General features: G+C 66.1%; 13 protein-coding genes. 5 read left to right on the top strand and 8 right to left on the bottom strand.

From position 1 onward, the window contains the following. Window positions 1-34: 34 nt before the first annotated feature. The 3 genes from APS40_RS08120 to APS40_RS08110 form a co-directional block, all read right to left on the bottom strand. On the bottom strand, window positions 35-682 hold the full coding sequence (locus APS40_RS08120; RefSeq protein ID WP_055046560.1) for a TetR/AcrR family transcriptional regulator: 648 nt from the start codon (window positions 680-682) through the stop codon (window positions 35-37). Window positions 683-715: 33 nt separating this feature from the next. Further along, the gene (locus APS40_RS08115; RefSeq protein WP_055046559.1) at window positions 716-1,651 is read right to left on the bottom strand and encodes an SDR family oxidoreductase; all 936 of its coding nucleotides are present in this window, start codon (window positions 1,649-1,651) and stop codon (window positions 716-718) included. Window positions 1,652-1,778: 127 nt separating this feature from the next. Continuing rightward, the gene (locus tag APS40_RS08110; RefSeq protein ID WP_197279462.1) at window positions 1,779-2,987 is read right to left on the bottom strand and encodes an ABC transporter substrate-binding protein; all 1,209 of its coding nucleotides are present in this window, start codon (window positions 2,985-2,987) and stop codon (window positions 1,779-1,781) included. A gap of 317 nt (window positions 2,988-3,304) precedes the next feature. Here APS40_RS08110 and APS40_RS08105 point away from each other — a divergent pair, with 317 nt between their 5' ends. The 5 genes from APS40_RS08105 (at window position 3,305) to pyc (ending at window position 10,627) form a co-directional block, all read left to right on the top strand. After that, window positions 3,305-4,369, top strand: coding sequence for a glycine betaine ABC transporter substrate-binding protein (locus APS40_RS08105; RefSeq protein ID WP_156342868.1), 1,065 nt, complete (start codon window positions 3,305-3,307; stop codon window positions 4,367-4,369). A gap of 214 nt (window positions 4,370-4,583) precedes the next feature. Next, window positions 4,584-6,086, top strand: a complete 1,503-nt coding sequence (locus tag APS40_RS08100; RefSeq protein ID WP_055046556.1) for a putative bifunctional diguanylate cyclase/phosphodiesterase — start codon at window positions 4,584-4,586, stop codon at window positions 6,084-6,086. An 18-nt stretch (window positions 6,087-6,104) separates the two neighbouring features. Then, complete coding sequence (locus tag APS40_RS08095; protein WP_055046555.1) at window positions 6,105-6,575, top strand: GNAT family N-acetyltransferase; 471 nt, start codon at window positions 6,105-6,107, stop codon at window positions 6,573-6,575. Between the two features lie 116 nt (window positions 6,576-6,691). Then, window positions 6,692-7,102 (top strand): TIGR01244 family sulfur transferase, encoded by a 411-nt coding sequence (locus tag APS40_RS08090; protein ID WP_236884267.1) that lies wholly within the window; start codon window positions 6,692-6,694, stop codon window positions 7,100-7,102. 84 nt (window positions 7,103-7,186) lie between these two features. Further along, window positions 7,187-10,627, top strand: a complete 3,441-nt coding sequence (gene pyc / locus APS40_RS08085) for a pyruvate carboxylase (RefSeq protein ID WP_055046553.1) — start codon at window positions 7,187-7,189, stop codon at window positions 10,625-10,627. 3 nt (window positions 10,628-10,630) lie between these two features. Here pyc and APS40_RS08080 read toward each other — a convergent pair whose 3' ends face one another. From APS40_RS08080 to APS40_RS08060, 5 genes are all read right to left on the bottom strand, one after another. Further along, window positions 10,631-11,050 (bottom strand): EVE domain-containing protein, encoded by a 420-nt coding sequence (locus tag APS40_RS08080; RefSeq protein ID WP_055046552.1) that lies wholly within the window; start codon window positions 11,048-11,050, stop codon window positions 10,631-10,633. Between the two features lie 60 nt (window positions 11,051-11,110). Beyond that, the gene (locus APS40_RS24815) at window positions 11,111-11,575 is read right to left on the bottom strand and encodes a YkvA family protein (protein ID WP_055046551.1); all 465 of its coding nucleotides are present in this window, start codon (window positions 11,573-11,575) and stop codon (window positions 11,111-11,113) included. Continuing rightward, entirely contained in the window at window positions 11,547-11,987 is a 441-nt protein-coding gene (locus tag APS40_RS08070) for a GreA/GreB family elongation factor (RefSeq protein ID WP_055046550.1), read from the bottom strand. The genes APS40_RS24815 and APS40_RS08070 overlap by 29 nt, the downstream gene beginning before the upstream one ends. A gap of 155 nt (window positions 11,988-12,142) precedes the next feature. After that, on the bottom strand, window positions 12,143-12,367 hold the full coding sequence (locus APS40_RS08065; protein ID WP_055046549.1) for a hypothetical protein: 225 nt from the start codon (window positions 12,365-12,367) through the stop codon (window positions 12,143-12,145). A 267-nt stretch (window positions 12,368-12,634) separates the two neighbouring features. Then, window positions 12,635-12,844: a DUF4287 domain-containing protein gene (locus tag APS40_RS08060; RefSeq protein ID WP_055046548.1), complete on the bottom strand. Its 210-nt coding sequence runs from the start codon at window positions 12,842-12,844 to the stop codon at window positions 12,635-12,637. Window positions 12,845-12,898: the final 54 nt, after the last annotated feature.

The raw sequence follows: 12,898 nt of genomic DNA, 5'->3' as shown, positions 1-12,898 counted from the left end.
GGGTCCACAGCCACCGGCGGCACCGTGCTATGCGCTAAGCAATACTCGCGAGGATCGCCCGGACGGCGCGGGGCAGGTCGCGTTCGAGATTGGGGCGGTGCGCGGCGAACTCCGGCCGCGACAGCACCCGCTCGGCAGCTGGCGCCGGGTGGGCGCCGGGCCACAGCCCGGTGACCAGCGCTCCGACCATGCTGAGGGCCCATACCGCATCCTCGGTCGAGGCTTGCGGCAATCGAGTACGGAGCGCCGCTGCCATTTCGGCCGTCATGCCGCCCATGGTGCGCTTCACCATGACGATGGTGTCCTCGGAGACGTTGGCCTCGAGCGTGCTGGAGAGGATCGACGCGAGGTGCGCAAACCGGGGCCGGGAGATGAACTCTTCGGTGAGGTTGCGGGCCAGCGCGTCGAGATCGCCAGCCGGCGTGGCCGCGACGGCGGCGGCGAGCGCCGGTACGAGCCGTTCCATCTCGGCGAGGAACAGACTGAGCAATACCTCCTCGCGGCTCTCGAAGTAGCGGTAGACATTGGACTTGGTGAAGCCGGCGCGGGCGGCAATGGCGTTGAGGCCGGTGCCGAGCGGGCCCTCGGCGTCGAACAGCTCAGCTGCCGCCGCGAGCAGGGTCTCGCGGCGCGCACTGATTTCCTCGGGCTTGCGGGCCCGCTGGAAGGTCGTCGTGGTCATCGGCTGCTGTGGTGCGGCCCGCCGTGGCCACTGTCAAGCCGCAACGCTGGCGCGATCAGCAAAGCGGATGCCGGTCAGCTGCTCGGAGACCTGCCACAGCCTGCGGGCAACCTCGAGGTCGGTCGCCTGGGTAGGGACCGAAGCTTCGCCCGGATGGCCCCGAACCTCGAACAGCCCCTGCGGTCCATAATAGCCGCCAGGCCGGGCATGAATGTCGGTGGCCGCCATCAGCGTCGGCAGCGCGCCCTGCGGCACCGGCTGGAACAGCATGGAGAGGTAGCGGCGGGCAAAGCCGGCGGGGCTCGCGTCTCCCATGCCGTTGACGATGAGTTCGGTGCGCGCCACCCCGGGATGCGCAACCATGCTCGCGATCCCCCAGCCATTGGCGTTGCTGCGCCGCTGCAGCTCGAAGCCGAACATCAGGCAAGCCAGCTTGGTCTGGCTGTAGGCAACCATTGGCTTGTAGTCACGCTCGGACTGGAGGTTAGCGAAATCGATCCGGCCGCCCCGGGCTGCCACGCTGGCGAGCGAGACGACCCGGGGCGCTGCCGCCGCCACCAGCAGCGGCAACAGCAGACCGGTCAGGGCGAAATGCGACAGGTAGTTGGTGGCGAACTGCAGCTCGAGGCCATCGGCGGTCAACTCGCGCTGCGGCGGGGCCATGACGCCGGCATTGTTGACGAGGATATCGAGCCGATCGCGCGTGGCGGCGAAGCGCTCGACGAAGGCGGTTACGTTGGCGAGGGCGGAGAGATCGAGGTTCTCATAGGAAACGCGGGCGCGTGGCACCTCGGCGCGGATGCGGGCGAGGGCGGACGCGCCCTTGTCAGCGTTGCGGCCGGTCAACACCACCTCGGCGCCGGCGCGCGCCAGCTCCAGCGCGGTTTCGTAACCGAGCCCGCCGGTGGCGCCGGTGACGAGGGCGAGCTTGCCCGTTTGCTCAGGAATATCCTTGGTCGACCAGCTCATGGCTGCACCTCAATAAGAGAACAATGGTCTGCAATTAAGAGACTGATGTTCTTCTGTCAAGGTTGCGGCGCAAAGAAAAAGGCCCGGCATCGATCCCGGGCCTTCGAACGAGGAGATGAGCGGCGGCTTACTTCACCGGGCCCACTTCGACGAACTTGCCGTCCTCAACGTCGACCTCGACGATGATGCCGTCGACGTCGCCGGCCTTGTCGAAATCGGCCGGACCACCGGCGCCGTCATAGTCGATGTCGGTGCCGGCCTTGATCAGCTCGAGCGCCTTGGCCCATTCGCCGGGAAGGATCTTCTCGCCCGGAGCGGAAGCGACTTCGCGCAGCGCGGCGGCGAGGCCTTCGCGCTTGGCCGAGCCGTTCTTCTCGATCGCGAGAGCGAGCAGGAACGCCGCGTCATAGGCCTGCGGGGCATAGGTCGCCGCCGGATCCTGACCGGCATCGGTCGCCAGCTTCTTGTAGATGCCGGCCGACTCGCCGGTATAGGCGCCGGCGCGGGTGGCGATGATCTTGCCGTTGACGGCAGCCGGATCGAGGCCGGTCACCAGGTCGTCGCCGATCATGCCGTCGCCGCCGACGAACGCGGTGAACTCGCCGCCTTCGATCGCCTGCTGCAGCACAGTCTTGCCCGAGCCCGAAGCGTAGGCGAGGATAACCAGGTTCTGCGAGCCGCCCGAGGAGAGCTGCCCCAGCTCGGCGCGATAGTCCGCCTTGCCGTCTTCATGAGCGACGTTGGCCGACACGGTGCCGCCGGCGGCGGTGAAGGTCGCCACGAACACGTCGGCGAGACCCTTGCCGTAGTCGTTGTTCACGTAGGTGACGGCAACGTCCTTGATCCCCTTCTGGATCAAGAGGTCAGCCATCTTCACGCCCTGGAAGGCGTCCGACGGCGTGGTGCGGTAGACCAGGTCGTTGTCTTCGAGCGTGGTGAGCGCCGGCGCCGAAGCCGACGGCGAAATCATCACGACGCCGCCCGGGATGCCGGCGGCAGTGGCGGCGCCGATGGTGGCGCCCGTGCAGAAGGCGCCGACGATGGCGGTCACCTGGTCGGTGTTGACCAGCTTGTCGGCGGCCGGGCCGGCAACCGACGGATCGCAGGCAGAGTCGCCGGTGACGGAGACGATCTTGCCGCCGCCGAGGATTCCGCCCTGGGCATTGACCTGGTCGAAGGCGAGCTGGGCGCCGGCGACGATCGGGGGAGCCAGGCTTTCGATCGGCCCGGTCAGATCGCCCAGAATGCCGATCTTGACGTCTTCGGCGAGCGCCGGAACTGCGAGACCGAGCACGGTCGCGGCAACGGCGAGGCCAAGGATACTGGATTTGTTCATGATGTCCCTCTGTAACGTTGCCCCGCCACGCGGCGTTGTTTACCGCCGTCTCCATCGGAGCAACAATCAATGGGGGCACAACCCATGCCCCACTGCGCGCGATATTGCATAAATTGCGAAGGCGAGTCATCCGCTTTTGATCAAGTGGTAAAAGGGCGCCGGGCGTTTGGCTGCGCCGGTTTCGCCCGCATGCGCCATTGCGCGGCGGCGGGTTGCCAAGTCCTTGTTTGGGCGTGCGATCGAGGTGGAAAAGTCTGCGACTTTTGCCGATCTGGCTCTATAAGTTCGGCGTCCACTCCGTCGCTGCGCCCGGTCCGATGACAAAGTTCCGCCACTGCCTCGTTACCTTCGCGCTGCTCCTGGCGTTCGGCAGCGCCACGGCGCAGGAGTCGGTGCAGACCCTAGACCCGCCGGTCGCGGGGGCGGCGGCCGATGCGACGATCGGCGAAGCGCCGCCACCGCCGCCCTGCGGCACGCAGCAACTGAGCATCGCCCGCATGAGCTGGCCATCGGCGGCGCTGCTCGCCGAAGTGCACTCGCGGCTGCTGACGGCAAACTATTACTGCAATGTCGCGGTGCAGGAGGGCGACCTGGCAGCGACCGGCTCCTCGATGGGGGCGACAGGGCAGCCGGCGGTAGCGCCGGAACTGTGGATCGGCCGCATCGCCGACATCTGGAACGCTGCCATGAAGGGCCAGAAGGTGCGGCAGGCCGGCACGCCCTATGCCGATACCACCTTCGAAGGCTGGTTCGTACCCGACTACGCCGCCGCGCAGTGGCCGGAGGTGACCAGCATCGACGGACTCAAGGCGCATGCCGCGGCATTCGGCGACGGCAACGGCCGTGGCCGGTTCATCTCCTGCCCGGTCGATTGGGGCTGCGCGGTGGTGAACCGCAACATGCTCAAGGCTTATGGGCTGGACCAGAGCTTCGACATCGTCGAGCCAGCCAACCGCTTCGAACTCGATACGCTGATCGCCGAAGCGGTGGGACGCAAGCAGCCGATCCTGTTCTACTACTGGCAACCCAACGCGGTGCTGGCGCAGTTCGCCTTCAAGCCGGTGACGCTGGCGCCCTATGATCGAGACGCCTTCCTCTGCATGGGCCGCACTGCCTGCGCCACCCCGACGCCGACCGGTTTCGCGCCGGATCCGGTGGTGGTGGCGCTGGCCGAATGGGTGTATCTCGACGCGCCGCAGGTCGCAGCCTATTTCGGCCGGGCGCGTATGCCGTTCGCCGAGATGGACAGGATGCTGCAGCAACTGGGCGAAGCGGGGGAGACGGTGGAGAGCGTCGCCGACCGCTTCATAGCCGAACGCGGCGAAGTGTGGCGGCCATGGGTCGGGCTGCCGGCGCAACCGGCGGAGCCCGCGCCGCAGTAACTCCGCGTTAGCCATGATCGGGCCGTCCACCCCGCCGTTGCAGCCCTGTCATGACGCGGCCGTAGGGTGCGCGCCGCACGGTTCTGGATGACACCTACGAGCTTGTATTCGCTGTCATAATCCATCCCCGTTAGGGCTTCCGAAAGCTTCTGGGAGGAGGCTGCCGCGCGATCGGGCGCGCCGCGCACGACACCGGCGCCAGGAGGCCAACCCGTTGCAACGTCAAGCCTCGCTGCAGGACATCATCGGCACCTACAGGCTGGTGTTCGCCGGCGTAGCGGCGCTGGTGGTGATCACCGGCGCCATCGCGCTGCTGGGCTATTTCACCGACCCCAGGGCCATCGAAATGGTGGTGGTGCGGGTGCTGGCCGGCGCCAGCCTGCTGTTGTTGCTGCGCTGGGGCTATGTCCGGCTGAAGCAGGAACTGAAGCGCGCCGCCGAGGAACAGCGGCAGTTGCTGGATCTCGCTTATCGCGACGCGCTGACCGGGGCGCATACCCGTTCGTATTTCTTCAGCGCGCTCACCGAGAGCCTCAGGGCCGATGATCGTCCGGTGGCCTACCTGCAGATCGACATGGACAACCTCAAGGTGCTCAACGACTCGCATGGTCACGCGGCAGGCGATGCGGCGCTGGTGCATCTGGTGAAGACGCTGAAGGCGCTGCTGCCCGACGCGCTGGTCGGGCGGCTGGGCGGCGACGAGTTCGGCATCGTGCTGGTGGGGCAGGACAGCAAGCCCGCCCTGGTCCGGCTGGGCGACCGCGTGCTGGCGACCCTCGGGCAGCCGATCAGCATCGAAGGCCGGCCGATCCGGCTGTCGGCCACCATCGGGGTGGCGCTGTGGCCGCACGATGCCGCCGAGGCCGACGAACTGATCTCGAAGGCCGACCTGGCGCTCTACAAGGGCAAGAAGCAGGGGCGTGCCTCGACCGTGGCGTTCGAAAGCGAGCTGCTGGCCGACGAGCGGCACAAGCGCTTCGTCGAGCGCGACCTCAGGGCGGCGATCCTGCTCAATGAGCTGGAGCTTTACTACCAGCCGATTTTTGCCGTCGACGGCTCAACTCCGCTCAGCCATGAAGCCCTGGTCCGCTGGCAGCACCCGGTGCGCGGACGAGTGCCGCCCTGCGATTTCATTCCAATTGCCGAGCAATCCGACCTGATCGACAAGCTGGGCGACTGGGTACTGCGGCGCGCCTGCGCCGACCGCGCGAAATTGGGCACCCCCACGGTCGGCATCAACGTTTCGGTCGTGCAACTGAGCCGGCCCGATTTCGCCGAACGCTTCAGTGATATCCTTTTCGAGAGCGCGACCAGGGGGAACGAAATCGTCATCGAGATCACCGAGTCGCTGCCGCTCAGGACCGGCACCGTCGAGCTCACCAACATCGAGGCGCTGCGGGCCCTCGGGGTGCGGGTGGCGATCGATGATTTCGGCACCGGCTTTGCCAGCCTCGAGTACCTGCGCGGCTTCCCGTTCGACATCATCAAGATCGACCGCTCCTATGTGGCCAACCTGCCGCAAAGCCGGATCGACGGGCTGATCGTCGCCTCGATCGCCGAGATCGCCCGTTCGCTCGAGGTCGAGGTGATCGCCGAAGGCGTGGAGACCGACGAACAGCTGCAGTTCCTGCAGCGGGCCGGGGTGACGGCGCTGCAGGGCTACCTGCTGGCGCGGCCGGAGCCGCTGCGATCGCCGGGCTTTGCTTCGGCGGCCTGAGGGCGTAGGCCTTAAGCCATGAGCGCCGACAATTCCATCGAGATCCGCCTGGCCGAACCGCACGAGTCGGGCGCGATCGCTGCCGTCGTGATGGCGGCCTATGCCAAGTGGGTGCCGCTGCTGGGGCGCGAGCCGATGCCGATGCGGGTCGACTACGACAAGGCAGTGCTGGAACACCGCTTCGACCTTGCGGTGGAAGGCGGCAGCATTCTCGGGCTGATCGAAACCGTGCCGCGCCCCGATCACCTGTGGATCGACAATGTCGCGGTGGCGCCGGCGGCGCAGGGGCGGGGCATCGGGCGAATGCTGCTGGGCTTCACCGAGGCCCGGGCGATCTCGACCGGCTTTCCCGAACTGCGGCTCGTCACCAACGGCGTGTTCGAGAGCAATATTGCGCTCTACTCGCGGCTTGGTTTCGTGGTGGACCGCATCGAGGACTTCATGAACGGCAAGGCGGTTTACATGCGCAAGCCGTTCCACGGCACCTAACCCAAAGTCGTGAGACTTAGGACGAGCGCCGCGGTGCCTTGCCTCACGGATGCGCCGATGTCTATAAAGGCGTCCGGGAAGACCCTGCCATATCTATCGGAGTATGTGATTTGGACGTGAAGCGGATCAACGACCACGTGAGCGTGTCCCCGCAGATCAGCCCCGAGGATGTGGCCGCCATCAAGGCCCAGGGTTTCGTCGCCATCATCAATAACCGGCCGGACGGGGAATCCCCGGACCAGCCTTCCAGCGCGACGATCGAGCAAGCGGCGCACGACGCCGGCCTCGCCTATCACTACATTCCGCTCGGCCGCGAGGGCGTCAGCGCCCAGATGGTCGAAGAGACCAAACAGGTGCTCGAGGGGAGCACCGGGCCCGTGTTCTGCTACTGCCGTTCCGGCACGCGCTCGACGACCCTGTGGGCGTTGAGCCAGGCCGGCAAAGCACCCGCCTCCGAGATCATCTCGGCGGCGGCGAATGCGGGTTACGACATGTCCCACCTCGCGGGACATCTGAGCCAGAAATAGGGGCAGCGGCCCCTCGGGCCATGTCCTGGACATCCCTTGCCGGCACACGCGTGTGCCTCGCCCCCTCCTGCTCGGGTTAAATCGATGCCGATCAAGAAAATCCTTGTCGCCAACCGCAGCGAAATCGCCATCCGGGTGTTTCGCGCCGCCAATGAACTGAACATCAAGACGGTCGCCTGCTATGCCGAAGAGGACAAGCTGGCGCTGCACCGGTTCAAGGCCGATGAGGCCTACCTGATCGGCAAGGGCAAAGGCCCGGTCGAAGCCTACCTGCAGATCGACGAGTATATACGCATTGCCCGCATCTCGGGCGCCGACGCCATCCATCCGGGCTATGGCCTGCTCTCGGAAAGCCCCGAGTTCGCCGATGCCTGCGAAGACGCGGGGATCATCTTCATCGGGCCGCGGGCGCAGACGATGCGCGATCTCGGCAACAAGGTGGCGGCCCGCAACATGGCGATCGCCTCCGGGGTGCCGGTCGTGCCGGCGACCGAGGCGCTACCCGACGACATGGATGCGGTCAAGCGCATGGCCGCCGAGATCGGCTATCCGCTGATGCTGAAGGCGAGCTGGGGCGGCGGCGGCCGCGGCATGCGCCGGATCATGGACGAGAAGAACCTCGTGCACGAGGTCTCCGAGGGCAAGCGCGAGGCCAAGGCCGCGTTCGGCAAGGACGAGATGTATCTCGAAAAGCTGATCGAGCGGGCCCGCCATGTCGAGGTGCAACTGGTCGGCGACGATCACGGCAACCTGGTGCACCTGTTCGAGCGCGACTGTTCGGTGCAGCGGCGCAACCAGAAGGTGGTGGAGCGGGCGCCGGCGCCGTATCTGCCGCAGGCGGTGCGCGACGAGCTGACTGCCTCGGCCATCCGGCTCGGCAATGCCGCCAATTATCGCGGCGCCGGCACGGTCGAGTTCCTGCTCGATGCCGACACGAACAAGTTCTACTTCATCGAAGTGAATCCGCGCATCCAGGTCGAGCACACGGTGACCGAAGTGGTCACCGGCATCGACATCGTGAAGGCGCAGATCCGGCTGCTAGAAGGCGCGGTGATCGGGACGCCGGAATCGGGCGTGCCGAAGCAGGAGGACATCCACCTCAACGGCAACGCCATCCAGTGCCGGGTAACCACCGAGGATCCCGAGCAGAATTTCATTCCCGACTATGGCCGGATCACCGCTTACCGAGAGGCGACCGGGTTCGGCGTGCGCCTTGATGGGGGTACCGCCTATGCCGGGGCGGTGGTGACCCGCTTCTACGATCCGCTGCTCGAAAAGATCACCTGCTGGGCGCCGACCGCCGACGAGGCGATCGCCCGCATGCACCGGGCGCTGCGCGAGTTCCGCATCCGTGGCGTCGCCACCAACCTGGCGTTCCTCGAGAACATTATCACCCATCCCGATTTCATCGAGAACCGCTACACCACGCGCTTCATCGACACGACGCCGGCGCTGTTCGATTTCAAGCAGCGGCAGGACCGGGCCACCAAGCTTCTGACCTATATCGCCGACGTCACCGTCAACGGGCACCCGGAGGTGCGGGACCGGCCGCGCCCGCCCGCCGATGCGGCGGCGCCGGTGGTGCCCGAATACGAACCGCTGATCGTCGTCGAGGGTAGCAAGCAGATCCTCGATCGCGACGGGCCCAAGGGGCTGGCGCGCTGGATGAAGGCGCAGAGCCAGGTGCTGTTCACCGACACGACGATGCGCGACGCGCACCAGTCGCTGCTGGCGACCCGCATGCGCTCGTTCGACATCACCCGTATTGCCCGGGCCTATAGCCGCGGGCTGCCCAACCTGTTCTCGCTCGAGTGCTGGGGCGGCGCGACGTTCGACGTGTCGATGCGCTTCCTCAACGAGGACCCGTGGGAGCGGCTGGCCGCGGTGCGCGAAGGCGCGCCGAACATCCTGACGCAGATGCTGCTGCGCGGCTCGAACGGCGTCGGCTACACCAACTACCCCGACAATGTGGTGAAGTTCTTCGTGGCGCAGGCGGCCAAAGGCGGGGTCGATATCTTCCGCGTGTTCGACTGCCTCAACTGGGTGGAGAACATGCGCGTCTCGATCGACGCGGTGATCGAGGCCGACAAGGTAGCCGAAGGCGCCATCTGCTACACCGGCGACCTGCTCGACCCGGAGCGGGCCAAGTACGACCTCAAATACTATGTCGGGCTGGCCAAGGAGCTCGAGGCCGCCGGTGCGCATGTGCTGGGGCTCAAGGACATGGCGGGGCTGCTGAAGCCCGCCGCAGCCAAAAAACTGATCGAGACGCTGAAACAGGAAATCGGCCTGCCGATCCACCTCCACACCCACGATACCTCGGGCGCGGCAGCTGCGACGATCATGGCGGCGGTCGAAGCGGGGGTCGACGCGGTCGATGCGGCGATGGACGCGCTTTCGGGCACAACCTCGCAGCCGACGCTCGGTTCGCTGGTCGCGGCGCTGAACGATGGGCCCCGCGCGCCGGAGCTCGATCAGAAGGTGATCCGCGAGATTTCGTTCTACTGGGAAGCGGTGCGCAACCAGTATCGCGCCTTCGAGAGCGACCTGAAAGGCGGCGCCTCGGAAGTCTACCTGCACGAAATGCCGGGCGGGCAGTTTACCAATCTCAAGGAACAGGCCCGCTCGCTCGGTCTCGAAAGCCGCTGGCATCAGGTGGCGCAGACCTATGCCGACGTGAACCAGATGTTCGGCGACATCGTGAAGGTGACGCCGTCGTCCAAGGTGGTGGGCGACATGGCGCTCGCCATGGTGTCGGCCGGGCTGACCCGCGCCGATGTCGAGGATCCCTCGCGCGACATCGCCTTCCCGGATTCGGTGGTCGGGTTCTTTGCCGGCGACCTGGGCCAGCCGCCGGGCGGCTTCCCCAAGGCATTGCAGAAGAAGGTGCTGAAAGGCCGAACGCCGCTGACCGAGCGGCCCGGGTCCTACCTCAAGCCGATCGACCTCGAAGCCGAACGCAAGAAGGTGGCCAAGGAGATCGGCGGCGAGGTCGACGACAAGCGGCTCGCCTCGTACCTGATGTACCCCAAGGTCTACTCGGACTTCGTCAAGACGCAGGACAAGTACGGCCCCACCGAGGTGCTGCCGACGCCGATCTATTTCTACGGTCTCAAGGAGGGCGAGGAAGTGTTCCTCGACCTCGAGAAGGGCAAGACGCTGGTGCTGACTTACCAGGGCCGCACCGAGACCAACGAAAAGGGCGAAGTACGGGTCTTCTTCGACCTCAACGGCCAGCCGCGCACCATCACCGTGCCGGACCGGCTGAAGGTCGGCGAAGTGAAGGTTCGCGCCAAGGCGGCTTTGGGCGATGCCAAGCAGATCGGCGCGCCGATGCCCGGCGTGATCTCGTCGCTCGGCATCAAGGTCGGCGACAAGGTGGTGGCCGGCGACGTGCTGCTGTCGATCGAGGCGATGAAGATGGAAACCGCCATCCATGCCGAGGCCGACGGCATCGTCGCCGAAGTCACGGTGAAGCCGGGCGACCAGATCGACGCCAAGGACCTGCTGGTTCGGTTCGAGTAAGGCTCAGACTTCCGCGTTCATTGCCGCGGCGATGGTGCGGAAGTCCGTCTCGCTGATCTCGAACAGACCGAAGCGCATCTGGTAGCCCCAGTTCGCTCTGCCGCGCGTGAATTCGAGTTGGTCGAGCAAAGGCGCGATCGGCGCTTCGTTGGCTGCGAGGTAGTCGACGTTTCGCCGCCACGGCGTGAAATCGCCACCCATCACGCCCTGGTACAGCGCGTCGTCGCGGACCCGGCCGATGGTGGTGAAACTCTGCAGGCGATCCTTGCCGCCGATGGTTTCGGCCGGGGAATAGTATGCCACACCGTCGCCGGCGCGGATGCGCTGCAGCGGGGCCTTCTTGCCGTGGTTGACCTGCATGAAGCCGGCCCGCCCGCGGCGGGCATGCTCGGCAGAAGCGACTGCAATCCAGTATTTCGTCATGATTGGTCTCCGTTGGTGTCGGAGACCATCGCTCGGCCGGCTGTCAGAAACCGGCAGTGGTCAACGCCGGCGGTAGGTGCCGTCGATCACCTTGGCGCCATCGGCGGTGCGCTGGTAGACCGGCGCCTTGTGCGGCAGCATGCGAACGATCCAACTGACCAGCAACGGCACGATGATGAAATCGTCGACCCAGCCGAGAACCGGGATCACGTCCGGGATCAGGTCGATCGGGCTCAGGAGGTAAGCCGGCACCAGCAGCATCAGCGCCTTCAGGTGGACCGACGTCTCGGGGGAGACGAAGGCCTGCCACAGCGTTGCGAGTTCCTTGCGGAAGGTGAGAAAGCGGGTGAGGAGCGAGAACCTGTTCATGGCCAAGAGATGGTCGCGGCCGGCGGCGGCTTCAAGAGGTGCTGCAGTCGGTCGCAGGCCGTCACCTGGATAGACGCAGATGGCAGCGAGGGCAGGGCTCGGATTGTTCCGGCCCTGCACCTTCTGCTCATGCCGCCAGCGGCCCGGGATCGTCATCGGGGGTATCGTTGACCACCGCAATGATGCGCAACTGCTGCATCTCGCCATTTCGATCCAGCCACGACATCCGCTGGCCCGATCGGGTCCCGAGCAGCGCGGCGCCGTGCTCGGAGGTGACGGCAAGGCTGTAGCCTGCCGATCCGTTAGCGTCGTCCGGGATGACCAGCTTGGCGATACGTTCGACGCCCGGAACCGGCGCGTAGCGCACGATGCTGCCGATGCGGACGACGTCCGCGGGCAGCATGCTGTCCGGGATGACCCTGGCCCGGTCGAGTTCGTAGAGCAGCAGGTCGGCATGGCCGCGTTCACCCACGTGGGTAAGCGCCACCACGGTCAGTCGGTGATGCTCGGATTTGCCCACCACGATCTCGGGCGACTGGACCCAGTCCATCAGGGAAATGGTCGTCATGACAGTACCTCCGGAGCTCCCGGCGCCTTCAGGTCGAACAACGAGGCGGGCGGCGTCCGCGGCGCCGGCGATGGCCTCGCGTGGCACCAGGGACATTTGAGGGCGGCGCGCGGGCGGGCGCCGTTGCAGGATCGGCAATAGCGGAGCGCCGACATTCACGGCCCCTCCGGGGTCGCCGGTTGTGCGATGGCCCAGGCGTTGAGCAGGCGCGCCCGATCATCGACGGACAACAGCCGGATGGTCATCGTCTCGGTCTTGACGGGGGTCTGCTGCGGCAGGCTGTAGCTGAGGTCGGGCAGATGCTGCTCGACCCAGTCGCGAAAGCGGCGAAGCTTGTCGCCGCCGCTGATCGGCAGGGTCACGGAATACTTGAACGTCATGGTCGTCGCCTCATGCGCATAGGCGATCGCCGGGGCCTGGGGGCACCGCAATCGGCAGTCGTCGTGTTGGGGGTGATGAACGATCCTGATGTCGCCCTTGCCGCTCGGCAGGTGGCAACATCAGGCAATCAGCCTGCCCGGCTGAGGCGACTTTCGATTGGGCGGGCTGTTGCGAAGAACCTGTTCATGGCCACCATCATGGCCAAAGCACCGCGGAAGTCAAATCGGCCTCCGGGCGCCGGATCGGCGCTGCAAGCCGGCGGGCTATTATTTCAACCCGGCGCGATCTCGCAGCAGTTTGACGATCGCCATGGCATGGCCATGGCCGAGCTGGTAGTCGGCCTTCAGCCAGTCGGTGATCTGCGTGGCCCTGGTGCCGGGCTTGGTGAACCCCTTCGCGGTGGCGAGACGGATCCACTCGTCCGGGGTGACGCCGGTCTGCTTTTCGATGTTGTCGAGATAAGCCTGGAAAGTCATGGAGCGGCTCGCTGCAATCGGTCACGCAATCGTAACATTGCGCCCCCAACCTCA

Source organism: Devosia sp. A16, assembly GCF_001402915.1.
GTDB lineage: Bacteria > Pseudomonadota > Alphaproteobacteria > Rhizobiales > Devosiaceae > Devosia_A.
The sequence above is the reverse complement of the archived record's forward strand: the minus strand, read 5'-3'. Positions and strand labels throughout refer to the sequence as shown.